A 19,581-nucleotide genomic window follows, 5' to 3' on the forward strand; every position below is an offset into this window, starting at 1 on the left:
AATGAATTCCACAATAAAATCTATTCGGCCCTTTATTGGCGCAAAGGATTATAAAATATCCAAAGCATTCTATCGCGATTTTGGTTTTGAAGAAATTCCAATATCAGTAAATATGTCCTATTTCAGAAAAGAAGACTTCGGTTTCTATCTTCAGGATTACTACCATAAGGATTGGATAGAAAATTCGATGATTTTTTTGGAAGTTTCTGATGTTTCAGCCTATCATTCCGAAGTAAAAAAAAGAAAACTTAAATCAAATTTTAAAGGAGTTAAAATTTCAAGAATAGTTAAGCAAGACTGGGGACAGGAATTTTTTATGCACGATCCTGCTGGTGTATTATGGCATATTGGCTCCTTTAACAATTAAGTCATTAAAAATAATACCCAACACGTAAACCGCCCCAATGAGATGACCTTCCGTTGGCAAATTCACGGGTAATACTCGTTCTTGTGAATTCAGCATAGAAGCCGTATTTCTGAATCACAATCCCCGTAACATATTGTCCAGTAAACCGTTCTACATCACCAGAGGCGATAGTATAAACACTGTCATTGTTAAACATCCCACCTTGAAGCGTAGCATCATAACCAACAATATGAGCCATCGGTTGAATGTATACATATAGCCGAAGTTTTTTATTATCAGCTGCAGCCGAAAATGGTTCATTTATAAGCCCAAGTACCATATTAAACCCAACACCTGCATTGGTAAATAAAGTCCCTAACTGTGCTCTTGATGTAGTTTGCAAAGAGAACCAATTGTTTGCTCGCAAAAGTTCCTTTTCATATTGTACGGTATAAGTAAGCACAATATCATTTTTGATCTGATATCGCCATCCTTGCGGAAGCACATTTCGGGTAAGTTGATGCCAGCCTAATTGTAAAGTTTCACCAAGGCTCCCTTGCCCTATAAGTCCTAAGCTAACTATTGTATTAAATCGAGATTTTCGCACCGTATCTGTAGAAACTACGGTACTATTCAGAATTAAGGCAGATGCAAAAGGTCTATCACCAAACTGGATCTCAACACTACCTATATTTTCTGGGGTGTATGAGATATGTTCTACGGAAACTCCATAAGTGATTTGGGCATTTTTTGGCTTAAAGATCAAGTAATTTATAGGGTTCTTTGCAAAACACGGGTTAAAGACTTGAATATTAAAACCTTCAGTATAATCCTGATCCTTGTTAGTGAAATAATCATTGTCAAATTGAAAACGAAAGTACTTTTCACTATCGATATCACGAAATGATGATGTAGTATCTATCTTCTGAGCATTTACTACAATTGTAAAAAAGCAAAGTATTATAAGTAAACTCAGCGATAATCGCTTTATCATTTAAACAAGTTTCGGTTAAGAAAACACTAAAATAATAGAACTTAATGGCATGACATAGAAAACCTTCATGAAAAGTATTTCAAAAATCACACTAACTTCACCCAATTAAAAAGATTACCTATCAACTTCCATTTTAACCTAACACCCAACTGTGCCATTTCGCAAATTTTGGTCAACATTCATAATTATTATTATTTTTATAGTATGCAGACAATCATGGAAACAAACCGACTCTTGCTTCGTGAATTTCAATTAAGCGATGCCAATGATATGTTTCATCTCAATGAAGACTGGGATGTGATCAAATATACAGGAGACCCTCCCTTTGCCTCAAAGGAAGACGCTTTAGAGTTTCTGAAAAACTATGACGATTACAGAAAAAATGGTATGGGACGCTGGGCGGTAATCACCAAAGACACTAACAATTTTATAGGGTGGTGCGGATTAAAACGTCATGATGATGGAATGATCGACATAGGTTTTCGTTTCTTTAAAAAAGACTGGGGACATGGTTATGCTACCGAAGCCGCCAAGGCGACGCTTCAATACGGGTTTGAAACCTTAAAAATTATTCAGATCATTGGGAGGGCAGCCAAAGCAAATGTGGCATCGGTACGTGTTTTGGAAAAATTAGGAATGACTTACTGGAAAGATGATGTATGTAAAGGGCTTGACGATGCTGTTTACTACGAGATCAAAAAAACACGCTACCATAGCTAAAAACAGCAGCAATCGATTACCTTTGCCGCTTTTTGAAGCAAAAACCTATGTGGCAGAAAACGATTAAAAATTTTACTCAAAATCCGAAAAACGACATCCTTTCAGGACTTACCGTAGCTTTAGCTTTGGTTCCAGAAGCGGTTGCATTCGCCTTTGTAGCAGGTATTGACCCATTAGTGGGGCTCTATGGTGCATTTATGATGGGTATCATCACTTCTTTATTTGGAGGCAGACCTGGTATGATTAGTGGCGCCACAGGAGCTATGGCCGTAGTTATGGTTCATATGATCCAAAAAGGAAACGAAGTTGGAATGGCACTAGACATACCCGTGGAAAATCTAGGACTACAATGGCTTTTTATCACCTTGCTTATCGTTGGGGGGATTCAGATCCTAGCCGGAGTTTTACGTCTTGGAAAGTTTGTTAGACTTATTCCACATCCCGTAATGATGGGATTTGTAAATGGTTTAGCCATCGTGATCTTCCTTTCACAATTAGGTCTTTTTAAAGAAAATGTAAATGGAACTCAACAATTTTTAACCGGACAAAACCTTTATATAATGTTAGGTCTAGTTTTCCTAACTATGGCAATTATGTTTGGCCTTCCGAAGCTAACAAAGAAAATACCTTCGGCATTGGTTGCCATTGTTGTGGTAGCTTCCGTAACCATCTTTGGTGGTCTCGATGTAAGCACCGTAGGATCCTTTATTCGTGATGGCGGTGGTGAAGGCTTACAAGGTGGATTACCAACCTTTCAAGATCAAATTTTCACTCTATTTTATACTATGAAAGGGAGTTTCTTATCGGTAATTCTTCCAACAGCATTTATTCTTGCAGCAGTAGGTTTGATCGAAAGCTTAATGACGCTAAACCTTATTGATGAGATGACCGAAACCCGCGGAAGTGGAAATCGTGAATGTGTGGCTCAAGGAGGTGCAAATATATTAAACGGACTTTTCGGTGGAATGGGAGGTTGTGCCATGATCGGGCAGTCGATCATCAATGTAAATTCGGGTGGGCGCGGACGACTATCTGGTGCAATTGCCGCTATTGCCTTACTCTGTTTTGTATTGTTTGGAGCACCGCTAATTGAACAGATCCCAATCGCAGCTTTGGTAGGCGTTATGTTTATGGTGGTAATCGGGACATTCGCATGGAGTAGTTTTAGAATTTTACATAAAATACCTTTGTCTGATGCTTTTGTATTAATCGCTGTTTCAGCTATAACAGTTTGGTTTGACCTTGCAGTAGCAGTGATAGCAGGTGTAATTATGAGTGCCTTAACTTTTGCTTGGAAAAGCGCCACTATGATCCGTGCGAGAAAACACATAAAAGAGGATGGTACAAAAGTATACGAGATCTGGGGACCTTTATTCTTTGGTTCTACACAGGCATTTAATAATAAATTTGATGTCAAAAATGATCCTGACAATATAGAGATCGACTTTATAGAATCGAAAGTTAGTGACCATTCGGGAGTTGAAGCACTTCGGAATATCGCTAATAAGTATTTAGAAAGTGGTAAAAAGGTCACCTTAACGCACCTTAGCCCCGACTGTAAAACCCTTTTATTAAAGTGGAACCCTGAATTTGAAACCATCATTCAAAACGCCATAGATGACCCGCGATACTATGTGGTGACCGACATTATGGATAGCGAGGTATGACATTGAAAATGTGCATGTTAATAAATGTATAAAAAATTTGGATGTATACATTTATCAATTACATTCGTCGCGATTTTTCACACAAAACATGGATAATAAAACAATATTCTTTTTACTTGTAATTTTAATCTTCGTTGCTCCAATAGGAAACGCGCAATCAACAGATACTATTTCCAACAGCCCTGATACTTCTGTGTTATTGGCTTTAGAAAAACAACGGATCATAGATTCACTTGAAAAGGTGCGCCTAGAACGCGAGATTGTATCTTTAAATTCTTCTGAAACTGAAAAACGCGTCTTGCTTCAAGTAAAGCTCGATTCAATCAAAAGAAAAAATGAAACCCGACTTCTGGAAAAACAACGCCAAATGGAGGTCCTTCGCAAATCGGCTAAAGGCTATCCCGTTATTGGCTTTTTTAAAGATACCCTTTTCTCTATCCACAATAAGTTGGGAAGTTTTTCAGCAAAAGATCGCGCCGAGGCCGTTCATAAACGAATCAAAAAGCTTCCCGAAACAGCAAATTTCACAGTAGATTCTTTAAAAATAATTGAAACTGAAGCTGCTTATGATATTGTTTTTGGCGAAACCATCATCATGACGGTTACCGAAAATGATGCGCTGTGGAGTAATACAACAAATTTAGAATTAGCAACCTATCAAAAGAACCTCATTACCGATGCCATACAGCAATACGAGGATGAGACAAATGTCTGGGGTATTTTAACTAAAGTTGGCTTAGCCGTATTGGTTCTTATAGTGATTCTGTTTTTGATCAAATATGTCTCAAAGCTATTTAGCTGGACCGCGGGTAAAATTGAAGATCAAAAAGGAAAAAGAATTAAGGGAATTAAGTTTAAAAATTATACCTTTTTTGACGCAGATAGGCAGGTAAGCACCCTATTACTTATCAATAAAATTTTTAAATGGTTTACCATTGTAATAGCCATTTACATTGCTTTGCCTGTGCTTTTTGCAATCTTTCCATGGACCGAAAGTTTTGCAGATACCATGTTCGGTTATATCTTGAATCCTGTTAAAAAGATCTTTTTAGCATTTTGGAACTATTTGCCAAGCCTCGTCACTATTTTAGTAATCATATTTATCTTTCGATATATTTTAAAAGGAATTCGTTTCTTTAAAACCGAAATTCAAAGAGGAAATTTAGCTATCCCAGGATTCTATCCTGATTGGGCTACTCCTACCTATCAACTTATCCGAATTATCATCATCGCCTTTATGTTTGTGGTGATCTTTCCGTATCTACCAGGTAGTGACTCTCCCATATTTCAGGGTGTTTCGGTATTCTTAGGATTTCTATTTACCTTCGGCTCTGCAGGTTCCTTATCAAATATTATCGCTGGGTTGGTTCTAACCTATATGCGCCTATTTAAAATAGGTGACCGCGTTAAAATTGGAGATGTTTTCGGTGATGTAATTGAAAAATCTACTTTAGTCACAAGAGTTCGGACTATCAAAAACGAGATCATATCGATCCCAAACTCTGCCGTTATGAATAGCCATACGATCAACTACAGTAGTGATGCACCCGAAAATGGTTTAATAATTCACTCTACAGTAACTATTGGTTATGACGTTCCATGGAAAGAAATGCACGAAACCTTGATCGAAGCAGCAAGTAGAACCGAATTAATACTGAAAGACCCCGCTCCTTTTGTACTTCAAACCAGCTTAGACGATTTTTATGTTTCCTATCAGATCAATGGCTATACCCGAGACCCAAATAAACAAGCTATTATCTATTCCAATCTGCATCAAAATATACAAGACGTATGCAATGAGCGCAACATTGAGATCTTATCACCTCATTATCGAGCCGCACGTGATGGTAATATGACTACCATTCCGGAAAGTTATTTACCAAAGGGATATAAGCCACCAAGCTTTAATTTTACCAACAAAACCGATAAAAAGTAAATTCGGTATCCTTTAGGCAACCTTTGGTTTATATGATTCGTCTTATCTTTATAAGAACGAAACTGAGTCTATGAAACAATTTGCCATATTTCTAATCGCTGCAACTGCCAGTATAATAACAGCATGTAAATCAACTACTATTTCAGAAGAAAAAAGCCTCGACGGCGTATATGAATCTGTTGGCTACGGTCGCGTACTAAAAATAGTAGAAGGCGAATTTATCTTAGCCGACGTCACTAAATACTCATGTATCCCTTTGATGAATGGTGAAATTTCAAGTTTTGCCGATGCCCTGAGCATTTCAAATGATACGCTTTCTATTCAAGATGGCATCAATCGCTACTTTTTTGTAAAAGTGAAAGACGCTCCCGCAGTTTGTAAAGCGGGATCTCCCGAACGTGCCGCAGCCGAAGCAAAAGCAAATGATCCTGAGCACAATTTTGAAGTCCTTTGGGAGACCTTTAAAACCCACTACGTCTATTTTGAACTTCGGAAAATTGATCCTAATGCCATGTATGCAACGTACAGACCGTTGGTTACTTCGGAAACGAGCGACGCCAAATTATTTATGATCATGAATGAAATGCTGGAATCTTTCGATGATGCGCATATAAGCATTAGTGCGCCCGACGAAATTGAGGCCGCAGCCAAAGCGCTTTCCGACAAAAATAATTTGAAAGTCGAAAGCAATTCTACTGCTATTTCCGAAGTACCTAAAAAGAGACTTCGCAATTATCAAGTCGCTAAAATGGTAGCCGACGAATATATTCCGACAGGAACTTCCATTAAAAACGGAAACCTTCGCTGGGGGAAGTTAAAAGATAATGTTGGTTATATCCAGATCAATCAAATGATGGGATTGGTTGACCTTGGTCTTAGTGACACACTATCGTGGCGCAACTATTGGATGGCCTATTTTGAAGAAGCAGAACGCCTAGAGTTGGGCACGCCAGAAGAAGTCGCCGGAATCAATGAATCTCTTGACATCATTCTAAAAGAGCTTGCCGGGACCAGCGCGCTAATTATCGACGTTCGTTTTAATGGCGGCGGAAAAGACGAGGTAGGCATGGATGTGCTAAAACGTTTTAATCCCAAAGAAAAGGTCGTATTTTCAAAAAAAGGACGTTTAGGAGATGGCTTTACGCCAATCAATTATGTAACTCAACCGGCTTCAGAAAATCCTATTAAAAAACCAGTCTATTTGCTTATCGCCAGAGAATCGGCAAGTGCGACCGAGATCATGGCGTTAAGTGCCTTGTCTTTGCCTAATATTGTGCAAATTGGATCGCGAACCGAAGGCGTGTTCTCGGATGTTCTTGATAAAGAATTACCGAATGGATGGGAATTCGGACTCTCAAGCGAGGTATATTTAGATATGAAAGGCAATAATTATGAAGGCCTTGGAATTCCACCCGACGTTGAAATTGACTATCCCAGAGATACACAAGAGTTTTTGCACAAAGTGGTTGCCGATCTTTCTTCGGAAGGTGATATCGCGATAATTAAAGCATTAGAATTACAGCAAAACCTTAAATAGCAAATCGCTATCTTTAGACTGCTTTAAGCTTATATCTTTGGACTATAATATTTTTAATATAATCATGCTCCTTGGAGGGATTCAAGGTATGATTCTCTGTCTATTTCTATATCAAAAGAGAACAATTAACCGGTTAGCAGTATACTTTTTTCTGCTTTTTCTGTTCTCACTTTCCTTTTACAACTTGATCTATGCGCTATTAGACATGGAGTTTTTTCAGTATTACCGGCCGCTTCATATGTTCCCCTACCCCTATAAATGGTTGATCGGTGCTGGTTTTTATTTCTATGTAAAAAATCAATTTCCGTCAAAAGATGGAAAAGTTTACCACAAAGAAGAGTGGTATCTTTTTTTACCAGCCGTTTTATACGGACTCTTAAGAACATATTGGTTCGGGATCTCAGTCTATGAAAATAGTGCTAGAATCACCCGAGTGGTCGTAGATTCAGATTTTTTCAGAATACATGAATTTTTCTATCAAGTATTCACCATTGCTATCTTGATCGCCTCACTTCGCCTGATCAAAAAGAATGCTCAAAATGTAAATGGACAAAAGAAGTCACAACCCGTGTTTGGCTGGTTAAGACGACTCACAACTGTATTCCTGTTGATCATGATAATAGATCTGATCTTATTTTCTTTCGATCTATTTTTACATAATTGGAAAGAAAGCTTTGCCTTTTCTTACCCAACCTTTATGTTTAACACCCTATTGATATACTGGATTGGTTATATGGGTTTTACAAAACCAAAATTGTTTTTCACCTCCATTAAGCAGTACAAAAAAAATACACCACCAGCGCATTGGGATCTTTTAGCAAAAAAGGTTCAGAAGGCTATTGGTGTAGATAAGATCTATACCAATTCAAATCTTACATTAACCGAATTTGCTTCGGAAACAGGAACCACCACAAAAGAACTCTCAAAATATATCAATGAAGTACATCATATGAACTTTTCAGAATTTCTAAATCTGTATCGCGTTGAAGAAGTTAAAGAATTGTTACGCTCTTCCGAAGCCAACAAATACACTTTAGTCACCTTGGCCGAAGAAGCAGGCTTTAGTTCTAAATCTAGCTTTAATGCCATCTTTAAAAAGGCAACCGGAATCACCCCTTCTTTGTATAAAAAAAACCAATCTACGTTATAAATACGTCCAAGATGATTCTTTTTTGGACATCTAGACAATTCAAACGTGCTGTTAATACAGGTCTTATGATCATATTTGTTTAGAAAACCACATCTTATGAAAATATTACAAATCGCATTGCTTGTCGTTTCAACCCTTTATATTGCTTGTGCACAAACCACAAAGACCGAAGGTGAATGGCTTCAACAAAATGTCGAAGAGTTAGCGTCTGAGACGAGTCTTAATTTTAGCGCAATAAACAAAGTCATTGGCGATGCCCGAATTGTAGCAATAGGTGAAAGTACTCACGGACTTGGGACGTATTACAAGTTTAAGTCGGAATTGGTTCAATACCTCCATAAAGAAATGAATTTCGAGATCTTGGCTATGGAAGGCGGTTTAGGCGATATCATGTTAGCGTATCAGGATATCGATACGCTTACGGCTATCGAGTTACGTGATCATTCTCTCTTCGGAAATTTTAGAGCAAACGAAGCAAATGCTATGTTTCAGCATATAAAAGAAGTAAGTAAAACAGAACACCCCTTAACCTATGTGGGATATGATACACAGACTTCCTCCGAATATTTTTCAAGCAAATTGCAATCGATACTTAAACGCTACGATAAAACACTGGCCGACAGTCTTAACGTACGTATGTATTCTTACCAAAAATCTTATGGAGCCGGTTATTCTGGAGATTCATTAAACTATGTAAAACACCGCGACATTTTTGTAAATACGGCAACAGCAGCAAAAAGCATTCTTGAAAACAACAAAACTGAGATCATAGCTGAAAATGATCTCTCCAGTCTTTCATTCGACATTATGACCAGAACGCTAAGTATGTTTGCGCGTTCTGTAGACAGACCTTTTAGTGAATGGAGTAATGGAATTGCACTGCGTGATAAGCTTATGGCTGAAAACTTAAATTGGTTGCTTGAAGAAGTGTTTCCAGAAAAAAAGTTTATTATTTGGGCGCATAATGCACATGTAGAAAACGCAAATACTTTGGATGGTTCTATCAAATTCATGGGACATTTTTTAAAAGAGAAATATGGCGATGATTATTACGCCTTGGGCTTGTTTGCCTATCAAGGAGAAGCTTATCAATTTTGGACTCAGAAAAATATCCCTTTTGATAATTCAGGAGTCACACATATTGAAAAAAAATTAGCCAATACGGGAAATCAAATTGCTTTTTTAAATCTTAGAGACATCAGAAAATCTGATGCTACCAAGATATTATTCAATCCTGTTAGCGCCTACGAACTGGAAAACGGAGGCATCATTGAGTTTATACCAACCAATCGGTTTGACGGAATTATCTCTTTTAGCAAAGGAACTCCACCAACTTATAAATAATGTGTTATCATAAATGAACATCAGGAAATTGTATGTAAATAATTGAAATAAAGTATATTAGCATTTTACAATTATCTTATGAAAGATTTCGACTGGTCACAATTCAGTAAAAAAATTGCTATTAAAGCTCCCATGCAGCAGCTATATAATGCTTGGGCTATCCCGGAGGAGATAGAAAAATGGTTTCTGAGCAAGGCTAATTTTTACGACAAAGATGGCAATAAACTTCCTGAGAATGAACTAGTCAAGGCAGGGAACAGCTATAAATGGTATTGGTATGGTTATGACGGTGTAGAAGAAAATAAAGTTTTGGCTGCAAATGGTAAAGACCATTTTCAATTTCATTTCGCTGGAGATTGCATCGTTGATATACAACTTGAATCTTTAGATGATTATACAATCGTAAAATTATCGCAAAGCGGTATTCCACTTGATGATGCATCAAAAAAAGATGTTAGATTAGGGTGTGCTAGCGGATGGACATTCTTCTTACTGAATCTAAAATCATTTTACGAAGCCCAAGTTGATCAACGAAACAAAGATCCGAAAATAAAAGGTGTAATAAATAGTTAACTATTAGTCAACTACCCGTTCAAAGTAAAAATCGGATTTTCGCTCTTGACCATCTTGAATCCCTATGATCCATGCATGAATGGTATCTCGAGACGGATTTGAATAAACGATCTGTTGCGGAAAGTCGTGTTTCTTGTTTTCGAAAGTAAACGTCTTATCCTTCGCTGAGACAAGCGTAAAGGTTACCATTTGCTCTGTATCTTCTTGAGCTCCAGTAACAGTCATATAAATTGAATCGTTGGCTGTATGTAATTTCATGGTTTCTGAAAAAACAGTGTCATTTCCCACTACGGAAATACTTTTTGCGCTAAAGGAATGATCTTTTTCCTGCCACCAGCTTTCATACATTTTAATTTCTCCAGATGTATTTTGCCAATCTCCTATTAGCCAATTAAGCGATGCCATTGCCGCAGCATCGTTTAATTTATTGGAAGAATTAACAGTATTCGTCTTGGCCGAAGGTTCATCGGAATTAGTATTTGTTGTAGTTGGGTTCTCTTTGCAGGCAACTAACAGCAAAATCAAAAAGCAAAATAATATGTTTCTCATGCGATAAAGATATTATAAAATCCGTAGACCATTTTCAACCGGCACATCTGGCCGTAAAAGTGTTACATCTTTCCCTTCTACCGCTCCAAGTACTAAACATTCACTCATAAAAGGTCCAATTTGTTTCTTCGGAAAATTAATTACCGCAACCACTTGTTTACCTTTTAGATCTTTCAGATCGTAAAGATTTGTGATCTGAGCCGATGTTTTGCGGATGCCAAGCTCACTTCCGAAGTCAATATGCAATTGGTATGCAGGATTACGAGCTTCAGGAAAATCTCGCACGTCTACAATGGTACCTACGCGCATATCAACCTTTTCGAAATCGGTCCATGATAATTCATTCTTCATGAGTTATTTTTAATTTTTTAAGCATCTCAGGAGATAGATAACTACCCTTGGCACTATAATTATCAACCAATAAACCCTTGGTACCGTCATGCGTTTCTATAACATATAAAATGCTACTATCGCCAGGATCGGTCATTCCTTCAAACCGATAATACTTAATAACATCGCAATGTCCGGCTTTCCATTCTTTCTTAAGTGATTTTGACGTTAAGCCATCGGCCACCAGATTAAAATCGGCTGTATACCCTTTACTTTCTAAATCGGCTATCGCAACGGATAGCGATGAATATCCTTCTCTCATAACTATGTGTTTAGCTTAAAGATACAGCCTCGACATCAAAATTTCAAAATTTTAATACCGATTTAATAATTGTAACTTTGAATTGTTAATGCAGACCAATCCTGTAAACGAAAAATTTATGTCTCTAACTCCTTCAAATATGCTCCCGCTGGGTACACAAGCGCCCAATTTTTCATTGATCAACACTATAAACAATCAATTTGTTTCTTTGTCTGATATTCAAGGGGAAAAGGGAACGATAATTATGTTTATCTGCAATCATTGTCCGTTTGTAAAGCACGTCAATGAAGAGTTGGTACGATTGGCAAATGACTATCGGGTTATCGGTTTCGGATTTGCCGCTATAAGTAGTAATGATACTAAGGCATACCCACAAGACAGCCCTGCTGAAATGTGGAAAAATGCGCGCGAGCACCACTACCCTTTTCCGTATCTTTTTGACGCAGATCAAACAGTTGCCAAAGCATTTGATGCTGCCTGCACACCCGATTTTTACGTCTTTGATTCAGAACTTAAACTAGTATATCGCGGTCAGTTAGACAATTCTCGCCCTGGGAACGGAATTCCAGTAAACGGACGTGACGTTCGCGAAGCCTTAGATAATATTTTAAATAATAATCCGCAGCGTAAAGATCAAAAACCGAGTATAGGTTGTAATATAAAGTGGAAAAACTAGCTGTTTAATGCTGCTTTAATATGCATATAATGATGCATACTATGCCATGCATATCGCAATGTATTTAACTTTAAACTTGTTACTTCCTTAGAAACCGGATGTCTAAAAGTTCGATTCCATTGATCTTCAGAGAGCATTTTTAGTAGGTGTACAATTTTTTGATGCACCACCTCTATATGTGTTAATGACCATGCAACTGGCGCGGTTTTGGAGTCTTTTAATTCGGCCCAAGCATCTTGGTCGTATACTTTCACCAACGGATTATCTTCTGTCAAGGCCCACTTATAGCGCAAGTAGCTATTATGGTGGCTATCGGCCAGATGATGTACTATTTGACGGATCGTCCAACTGCCTTCGCGATAGGTCTTTTCAAGATTCACTTCGGAAAGGGTACTTGTTAGTTCGCGTAGCTGAAGAGGAAATATTTCCAAAATGGTCATGGCTTCTTGAAGTTGTTCTTCGGAAATTTCAGAAGTCACTTCAAAGCGCCCTATGGGATATTGTAATTGTTCTAAATTCATTTAGCAAAAATAAAAAACACCTCCGTTTCCGAAGGTGCTCTCGTTTTATCTTTATAAAATCTTATTAACGAACTGTGAATATGTTTTCAAGATCCCGAAGCGTGTTCGAACTAAAACATTCACAAAATTTCATAATTGAAGAATGGTTCTCTTCTTATTTTACTTCCATTAATTCTACGTCGAATATCAAGGTTGCATTTGGCGGTATTACTCCTCCCGCTCCTGCAGCACCATATGCCAAGTCGCTTGGGATCACAAAACGGGCTTTATCACCTGTATTCAGCAATAAAATTCCTTCATCCCAACCTGGAATCACATTCCCCATTCCCACTGGAAAATCAATAGGTTTGCCGCGTTTGTATGATGAATCGAAAACACCTCCGTCTGCAAACATTCCCTTGTAGTGTACCGATACGGTTTGTCCTTTTTCTGGCTTTGCACCAGTTCCTTTTTGAATGATCTGGTAGTGTAAACCGCTATCTGTCTTATCAAAACCTTGCGTTAATTCGCTCATAGCCTGTTCCTGCGCCTTCTTTGCAGCGGCTTCACGTTCGGCCTTTGCACCATTAAATTGACGAAATTGCTCAACAGCATTCCATTTTTTAGCATCATCACCCACACGGATTATCTCTACTTTTTGAATTGTATCACCTTGTGCAATACTATCTACTACCTCTTGCCCCTCAACAACATGACCAAAAACGGTGTGTTTATTATCGAGCCAATCTGTAGGTACATGAGTAATAAAAAACTGACTTCCGTTGGTTCCCGGACCAGAATTAGCCATAGAAAATACCCCAGGGACATCATGTTTTAGTTCTGGGTGAAACTCGTCATCAAATTGATATCCGGGTCCGCCCGCACCTGTACCATTAGGGTCTCCTCCTTGCACCATAAAATCTGGGATCACTCTGTGAAATGTGAGTCCGTCGTAATACGGCGTGCCTTGTGGTTTAGCTTCGTTTTCTAGGTTACCTTCAGCTAAAGCTACAAAGTTTCCAACCGTTCCCGGTGTTCTTTTGTAGGTTAACTTACCTAGGATCTCTCCTTTTTCTGTCGTTATTTTTGCGTAAATACCGTCTTGCATGTTTCTTAGTTTTTTATAAAGGGCAAAGATACGATGAATAAGTGTTTTGCAAAATTATAGCACGAACAATCATATAAAACGAACTAGAAAACAATCATAAAATATAAGTACTTTTGTTTGTCTTTACTCTTTTACAATGAAGCCCAACAAGACCCTAGTATTTATACATATTCCTAAAACTGCAGGTTCTACCTTACATAGGATCCTTTCAACCATGTATAAATCGGTTTATCACATTTATGGCACCAAGGCGGCTTTGGGTGTAAAAACTTTTCAAGAGTTTACTGCGGAAAAGCAAAATGCCTTTGATGTGGTTAAAGGACATCTCACTTTGGAATTGCTACCATCGATACAACAGGCCACAACATTAACCTATCTTAGAGATCCTATTGATCGCTTTGTTTCTTCATACTTTTATTTAAAAGAGTCTCAGCGTAGCCATGTACACGATCAGGTTCTTAAAATGAATAGTATAGAAGAATTTATTCTTTTTTCAAAAAAAATTGGTAGTGATAATGTGCAAACTCGTCATTTGGCGGGCGATGTGGCTCACATACTAGATCGAAATATAGCACCAACTGATCTATCAATTCATGGGGAGCGTGTGTTAGCTAAAGCTATTGAGAATCTAACAAAAATGGATTATGTTTTTTTAACGAAGCAGTTTGATGAGTCTTTACTAATCTTAAAATCTGATTTGAACTGGCCTAAACTTCCGCTGTATTTAAGTCAGAATAAAACCAAAACACGTAAAAACCTCAGCTCTTTTACTTCCAATGAAATTCAAAAGATAGCTGATTGCAATGCATGGGACATTAAATTGTTTGAGGTGGCCAAATCGATCAATAGTGAGCTTATGTTGAAGTACAATTTGGAATCTGAGCTTAAAGATTTCCGAAGAAAAAATAAATTCCATCAACTTAAGAGCACTAACAAAACGATTTTGTGGCTAAGGAAAATTAGAGGAAAACTAAAAAAGAAGCTCGGATTATAACTTTAAAAACTTCTTGCTAACAGAAACATTTTTATGTTCAAAACTCAAAAAATAAAGCCCTTGTTTTAAATTTGAAACATCTAATTCAAGCTCATTTCCAAAAGATACCGTGCCAAAATCGAGGATGGTCTGCCCTCCTACCGAAAGTACCTTTATAGTACATTCCTCTATTAAAACTTTTGAAACATTAATCGTGATCTTATTTTTTACAGGATTAGGGATAATCTGAATACTTGCGCTTGTAAACTCAGGCACTCCTAAAAACACCTCGTTATCTAGGTAATCTGGAATATTGTTACCATTTGTGTCGTCATCTAATGGGGTTCCATTATTATTATAATCTTCATCTTTGGTTAATGTTCCATCTCCATCATCATCATCATCGAGAAAATTTGCTAACGAATCACCATCTGTATTATCATCTTCAAGTATTCTGTTGTCATTCAGATCTTCCTGCGCATCAAACACCGTATCTCCATCGGTATCTGTAGCGGTTGCATCCTTTACTTTAGTAACAATTGTATTCATTATAATGAGGTCTTGAGCGGTATTCATTTCAATGACCAAGAAATCATCCGTTTCATTTATAAGACCACTTATATCGAAGAAGTCTAAATCCATATTATACAGCTCTGTAGAACCTGTATAACTATTTGTTCCATTAAATAGATTATCCCCCGGGTTTAAAGGCGGATTCTGAATGATCTCACCATTAATACTAAGGTTTTCTCCATTGGCTAAGCTGCTGTCGCCTTCCCAAGCTAAAAACCCAATAGTTGCTGTTGTTGTACTATAAATAATGGGTTCATCAAGTGTTATTGAAACCATCGGATTCAAGGCGGAAACAGAAACGAAACCATCATTGACTCGAATATCGTTTACTGGCAACATAGTATCTTCATAAACAACAACCATTGCCCATCCACCATAATTAGTGGAATTGGCACAGTGAGCGGAAACATCTATATCGAAATTAGAAAAAGTTAATTGGTTGGTAGTTAATGCTTGAATCTGACTTGTAACATCTTCAAATGCTGCAAAATAATCCAGCCCGTTTTCTTGAATACTGAAAGTTCGTGAAGCAGTTCTAAGTTCCCCATTAAGAGTAATGTCGAAATCTCCTGTTCCCGAACCTGACCAATATAGATACGCAGCAACGACTGTTTGATTGGCATTTAAGTCTAAGGTCGCGCTACTTTCAGAAAGTAACGTGCATGATCCCCCTGCATTTTCAGCTTCATTGTGTGTATTCCCAACCAATACAAAATCATAGGTACCAGAAAAACTTTGATATTCCGAAAAAGGTTGCGCTGTAATCAGTTGTGAAAAAAGAATAAATAGTAAAGAGACAAGACACTTCATAAAATCATTTTGGGCAAAATTACGTTTTCTAAAGGAATGAAAGCTGGCAGCTTACCAAAAAAACAGTTAATTAGCCACCTCACTAATAAATTTAATGCGATACAGGCGTAGCTCTTCTACGTCGTAATCTCCATCAAATTCTTCCATAGCAGTCTCAATGGCATCAGTTTCAGCTTCTAAGAAGTACTCATGAATTTCTTCTTGTTGATCTTCATCAAGAATGTCTTCGATCCAATAGTCTATATTTAACTTGGTTCCACTATATACTATAGCTTCCATTTCTTTAATGAAATCGGCCATATCCAAACCTTTAGCAGAAGCAATATCATCGAGTGGCAATTTTCGATCTACATTTTGAATGATATATAATTTTAAGGCGCTATTGGTACCCGTTGATTTGACCACAAAGTCATCTGGACGCATAATATCGTTCTCTTCAACATAATTCTGGATCATGGTTAAAAAGCTAGTTCCGTATTTTTTGGCCTTTCCTTCTCCAACACCATGTACGTTAGAGAGTTCCTCCATTGTAATTGGATATTTAAGGGCCATATCTTCTAAAGAAGGATCCTGAAAGATCACAAAGGGAGGTAAATTAAGTTTATCTGCTACCTTTTTGCGCTGAGCTTTCAACATGCTAAACAAGGCTTGATCGGCTACAGCACCACCCTTTTCCTGAACAATTATTGTATCGTCATTAGCATCTTTAAATGAGTGGTCTTCGGTCATCATAAACGACTCTGGACTTTTTAGAAAATTGCGCCCACGTTTGGTCAAATTTATAACACCATAGGTTTCTATGTCTTTCCGAAGGTATCCTGCCACTAGCAATTGACGTAATAATGCCATCCAATACGGTGCATCATGTGATGTTCCCGAACCGAAGAAACTCTGTGTATCTGTTCTATGTGATTTGATCATAGCATTCACCTTCCCGGTAAGTACATTGACCACTTCTTTGCTTTTGTACTGTTCATTTGTTTTATCAACAACACTCAGTAATTTTATCACTTCGTCTTTTGCCTCGTGCTTTTTTTTCGGATAACGCATATTGTCATCCATATCTCCCCCATCTCCTGTTGCGTTGTCAAATTCTTCTCCGAAATAGTGCAAAATAAACTTGCGTCGCGACATAGATGTTTCGGCAAAAGAAACAACCTCTTGTAAAAGGGCATGTCCTATTTCTTGTTCAGCCACCGGCTTCCCGCTCATAAACTTTTCAAGCTTCTCAATATCTTTATAGCTGTAGTAGGCCAAACAATGTCCTTCTCCACCATCGCGGCCTGCTCGACCTGTTTCTTGGTAATAGCTTTCAATACTCTTCGGAATGTCATTATGGATCACAAAACGCACATCGGGCTTGTCTATCCCCATTCCAAAGGCAATAGTAGCGACAACAACATCGGCATCTTCCATAAGGAACATGTCTTGGTGTTTAATTCGAGTCTTTCCGTCTAAACCTGCATGATAAGGCACAGCTTTAATCCCGTTTACCTGCAGTGTTTGCGCGAGTTGTTCTACTCTTTTTCTGCTTAGGCAGTAAATGATCCCACTCTTCCCTTCATTTTGCTTGACAAAACGCGTGATATCGCTATCTACAGTTTTAGTCTTCGGACGAATTTCGTAGTAGAGATTAGGTCGGTTAAAAGATGCTTTAAAGGTATTAGCATCCTGTATTCCAAGATTTTTAAGAATATCCTCCTGTACCTTGGGAGTTGCCGTTGCCGTTAATCCTATAATAGGAATATTATCTCCTATTCGTTTAATAATGGCCCGTAGATTACGGTATTCTGGTCTAAAATCGTGACCCCATTCACTAATACAATGCGCCTCATCTATGGCAAGAAAACTGATCGTCACTTTTTGTAAAAAATCGACGTATTCTTCTTTGGTCAAAGATTCGGGAGCAACATATAAAAGTTTGGTCACGCCACTAAGAATATCTTCTTTTACCTGTCGTACTTCGCTCTTATTTAAAGAAGAATTAAGAACATGGGCTATACCGTGTTCCGAAGAAAGTGCACGCAAGGCATCCACTTGATTTTTCATAAGTGCAATAAGTGGAGATACAACAATTGCTGTACCCTCCTGCATTAATGCGGGAAGTTGATAACACAATGATTTTCCACCTCCGGTAGGCATGATCACAAATGTATCATCCTTTGCCAAAAGGCTTTGTATCACCGGTTTCTGGAGACCTTTAAACTGGGTAAACCCAAAGAATTTTTTTAGTGCTGCGTATAAATCGGTTTCGCTCACGCTGATCGTTAATTGTTAATTTGTTGTGGTCGTAAATAAAATTGTGTAAACACGGGAACAATCGTAATTTCGCAACCATTATAGTACTGCTGTATCTATAGTATGTGTTTTAATTCTGAAAACGCAATTGTATCATCGCGTTTATCTTTTAAATATACTAAATTCTGAAACAGTAGCAACCATTAGAAAGTCTAAATTTTGAATAAACAAAGTAAGATTATTTCCGTAGCCAAGCAAACGATTGAAACCGAAAGCAATGCCATCATGCATCTTGCTTCTTTGGTAGATAACGAATTTGCTGATGCAGTTGAATATATCTACCACTCTACCGGTAGAGTCATCATCACAGGAATTGGCAAAAGCGCAAACATTGCTACCAAAATCGTGGCTACATTAAATTCTACAGGTACTCCTGCTATCTTTATGCATGCCGCAGACGCAATTCACGGTGATCTAGGAACCATTCAGATCAATGACACTGTAATTTGCATCTCAAAAAGCGGAAATACCCCTGAGATCAAAGTATTGGTGCCATTAATAAAAGCGGTAGGAAACAAATTGATCGCCATTACAGCCAACAAGGCCTCATTTCTAGGAGAGCAGGCAGATTTTGTACTTAATGCGTATGTTGAAAAAGAGGCATGTCCAAACAACTTAGCGCCTACAACAAGTACCACGGCACAATTGGTTATTGGCGACGCCCTTGCCATGTGCTTATTGGATCTTCGCGGATTCTCTAGTAAAGACTTTGCCAAATTTCATCCAGGAGGTTCTTTGGGCAAAAAGCTCTACTTACGCGTGAGCAATTTGACATCACTAAACGAAAAACCGCAAGTTCATCCAGATACTGGCGTAAAAGAAGTGATCGTTGAGATTTCTGAAAAAATGCTGGGCGTTACGGCAGTAGTTGAAAATGACAAGATTCTTGGGATTATAACCGACGGCGATCTACGTAGAATGCTTACAAAAACCGATAGTTTTGTTGGTTTAACGGCTAAAGATATTATGACCAGCAACCCAAAAAGAATTGATAATGACGCGATGGCCGTTGAAGCAATGGAAATTATGGACAGATACGGAATTACTCAAATTTTAGCTGAAGAAGACGGTAAATATACAGGCGTGGTTCATATTCATAATCTAACCAAAGAAGGCATTATATAGTCAATAATAAATAATTAAGGTATTATACATTATTTCATTAAAGCATTAAG

Annotated in this window: 19 protein-coding genes; 11 read left to right on the forward strand and 8 right to left on the reverse strand. The window is 37.9% G+C overall.

The annotated features are described in order from the left end of the window. Position 1: 1 nt before the first annotated feature. Entirely contained in the window at positions 2-367 is a 366-nt protein-coding gene (locus tag ACY2RU_RS00390) for a VOC family protein (protein ID WP_490136420.1), read from the forward strand. 4 nt (positions 368-371) lie between these two features. Here ACY2RU_RS00390 and ACY2RU_RS00395 read toward each other — a convergent pair whose 3' ends face one another. Further along, positions 372-1,340 carry a lipid A deacylase LpxR family protein gene (locus ACY2RU_RS00395; RefSeq protein ID WP_490136421.1) on the reverse strand — a complete coding sequence of 323 codons (969 nt, stop codon included), beginning with the start codon at positions 1,338-1,340 and terminating at the stop codon, positions 372-374. Positions 1,341-1,544: 204 nt separating this feature from the next. On the opposite strand from ACY2RU_RS00395, the gene ACY2RU_RS00400 reads away from it, so the two are divergent. From ACY2RU_RS00400 to ACY2RU_RS00430, 7 genes are all read left to right on the forward strand, one after another. Next, positions 1,545-2,060 carry a GNAT family N-acetyltransferase gene (locus ACY2RU_RS00400; RefSeq protein WP_490136422.1) on the forward strand — a complete coding sequence of 172 codons (516 nt, stop codon included), beginning with the start codon at positions 1,545-1,547 and terminating at the stop codon, positions 2,058-2,060. Positions 2,061-2,107: 47 nt separating this feature from the next. Continuing rightward, positions 2,108-3,727 carry a SulP family inorganic anion transporter gene (locus ACY2RU_RS00405; RefSeq protein WP_490136423.1) on the forward strand — a complete coding sequence of 540 codons (1,620 nt, stop codon included), beginning with the start codon at positions 2,108-2,110 and terminating at the stop codon, positions 3,725-3,727. Positions 3,728-3,815: 88 nt separating this feature from the next. Further along, entirely contained in the window at positions 3,816-5,663 is a 1,848-nt protein-coding gene (locus ACY2RU_RS00410; RefSeq protein ID WP_490136424.1) for a mechanosensitive ion channel family protein, read from the forward strand. A 70-nt stretch (positions 5,664-5,733) separates the two neighbouring features. After that, on the forward strand, positions 5,734-7,200 hold the full coding sequence (locus ACY2RU_RS00415; protein WP_490136425.1) for a S41 family peptidase: 1,467 nt from the start codon (positions 5,734-5,736) through the stop codon (positions 7,198-7,200). A gap of 37 nt (positions 7,201-7,237) precedes the next feature. Continuing rightward, on the forward strand, positions 7,238-8,350 hold the full coding sequence (locus ACY2RU_RS00420; protein ID WP_490136426.1) for a helix-turn-helix domain-containing protein: 1,113 nt from the start codon (positions 7,238-7,240) through the stop codon (positions 8,348-8,350). 96 nt (positions 8,351-8,446) lie between these two features. Continuing rightward, the gene (locus ACY2RU_RS00425; protein WP_490136427.1) at positions 8,447-9,694 is read left to right on the forward strand and encodes an erythromycin esterase family protein; all 1,248 of its coding nucleotides are present in this window, start codon (positions 8,447-8,449) and stop codon (positions 9,692-9,694) included. Positions 9,695-9,772: 78 nt separating this feature from the next. Continuing rightward, a complete protein-coding gene (locus ACY2RU_RS00430; RefSeq protein WP_490136428.1) occupies positions 9,773-10,267 on the forward strand; it encodes an SRPBCC family protein in 495 nt (164 codons plus the stop codon). Positions 10,268-10,270: 3 nt separating this feature from the next. On the opposite strand, the gene ACY2RU_RS00435 is transcribed toward ACY2RU_RS00430, so the two are convergent. From ACY2RU_RS00435 to ACY2RU_RS00445, 3 genes are read right to left on the reverse strand one after another with little or no spacing between them, the layout of a single operon-like run. Continuing rightward, the gene (locus tag ACY2RU_RS00435; RefSeq protein ID WP_490136429.1) at positions 10,271-10,816 is read right to left on the reverse strand and encodes a DUF6265 family protein; all 546 of its coding nucleotides are present in this window, start codon (positions 10,814-10,816) and stop codon (positions 10,271-10,273) included. A 12-nt stretch (positions 10,817-10,828) separates the two neighbouring features. After that, positions 10,829-11,167, reverse strand: coding sequence for a tRNA-binding protein (locus tag ACY2RU_RS00440; RefSeq protein ID WP_490136430.1), 339 nt, complete (start codon positions 11,165-11,167; stop codon positions 10,829-10,831). Next, a complete protein-coding gene (locus ACY2RU_RS00445) occupies positions 11,157-11,468 on the reverse strand; it encodes a phosphoribosylpyrophosphate synthetase (RefSeq protein WP_490136431.1) in 312 nt (103 codons plus the stop codon). Before ACY2RU_RS00445 ends, ACY2RU_RS00440 begins: the two co-directional genes overlap by 11 nt. Positions 11,469-11,586: 118 nt before the next feature. Between ACY2RU_RS00445 and ACY2RU_RS00450 the strand changes: the two genes are divergently transcribed. After that, a complete protein-coding gene (locus ACY2RU_RS00450; protein ID WP_490136432.1) occupies positions 11,587-12,144 on the forward strand; it encodes a thioredoxin family protein in 558 nt (185 codons plus the stop codon). Here the strand turns inward: ACY2RU_RS00450 and ACY2RU_RS00455 are convergent. Next, positions 12,141-12,665, reverse strand: coding sequence for a YfiT family bacillithiol transferase (locus ACY2RU_RS00455; protein ID WP_490136433.1), 525 nt, complete (start codon positions 12,663-12,665; stop codon positions 12,141-12,143). The genes ACY2RU_RS00450 and ACY2RU_RS00455 overlap by 4 nt on opposite strands. A gap of 154 nt (positions 12,666-12,819) precedes the next feature. Next, on the reverse strand, positions 12,820-13,752 hold the full coding sequence (locus tag ACY2RU_RS00460; RefSeq protein WP_490136434.1) for a peptidylprolyl isomerase: 933 nt from the start codon (positions 13,750-13,752) through the stop codon (positions 12,820-12,822). Positions 13,753-13,888: 136 nt separating this feature from the next. On the opposite strand from ACY2RU_RS00460, the gene ACY2RU_RS00465 reads away from it, so the two are divergent. Next, positions 13,889-14,746: a sulfotransferase family 2 domain-containing protein gene (locus ACY2RU_RS00465; protein WP_490136435.1), complete on the forward strand. Its 858-nt coding sequence runs from the start codon at positions 13,889-13,891 to the stop codon at positions 14,744-14,746. Here ACY2RU_RS00465 and ACY2RU_RS00470 read toward each other — a convergent pair. Continuing rightward, positions 14,741-16,108, reverse strand: a complete 1,368-nt coding sequence (locus ACY2RU_RS00470; RefSeq protein ID WP_490136436.1) for a T9SS type A sorting domain-containing protein — start codon at positions 16,106-16,108, stop codon at positions 14,741-14,743. The two genes, ACY2RU_RS00465 and ACY2RU_RS00470, sit on opposite strands and share 6 nt — an antisense overlap. A 66-nt stretch (positions 16,109-16,174) precedes the next feature. Beyond that, complete coding sequence (gene recQ, locus ACY2RU_RS00475) at positions 16,175-18,373, reverse strand: DNA helicase RecQ (RefSeq protein ID WP_490137454.1); 2,199 nt, start codon at positions 18,371-18,373, stop codon at positions 16,175-16,177. A 192-nt stretch (positions 18,374-18,565) separates the two neighbouring features. Here recQ and ACY2RU_RS00480 point away from each other — a divergent pair, with 192 nt between their 5' ends. After that, positions 18,566-19,531: a KpsF/GutQ family sugar-phosphate isomerase gene (locus ACY2RU_RS00480; protein ID WP_490136437.1), complete on the forward strand. Its 966-nt coding sequence runs from the start codon at positions 18,566-18,568 to the stop codon at positions 19,529-19,531. Positions 19,532-19,581: the final 50 nt, after the last annotated feature.

The organism is Ulvibacter sp. 2305UL32-6 (assembly GCF_058148545.1).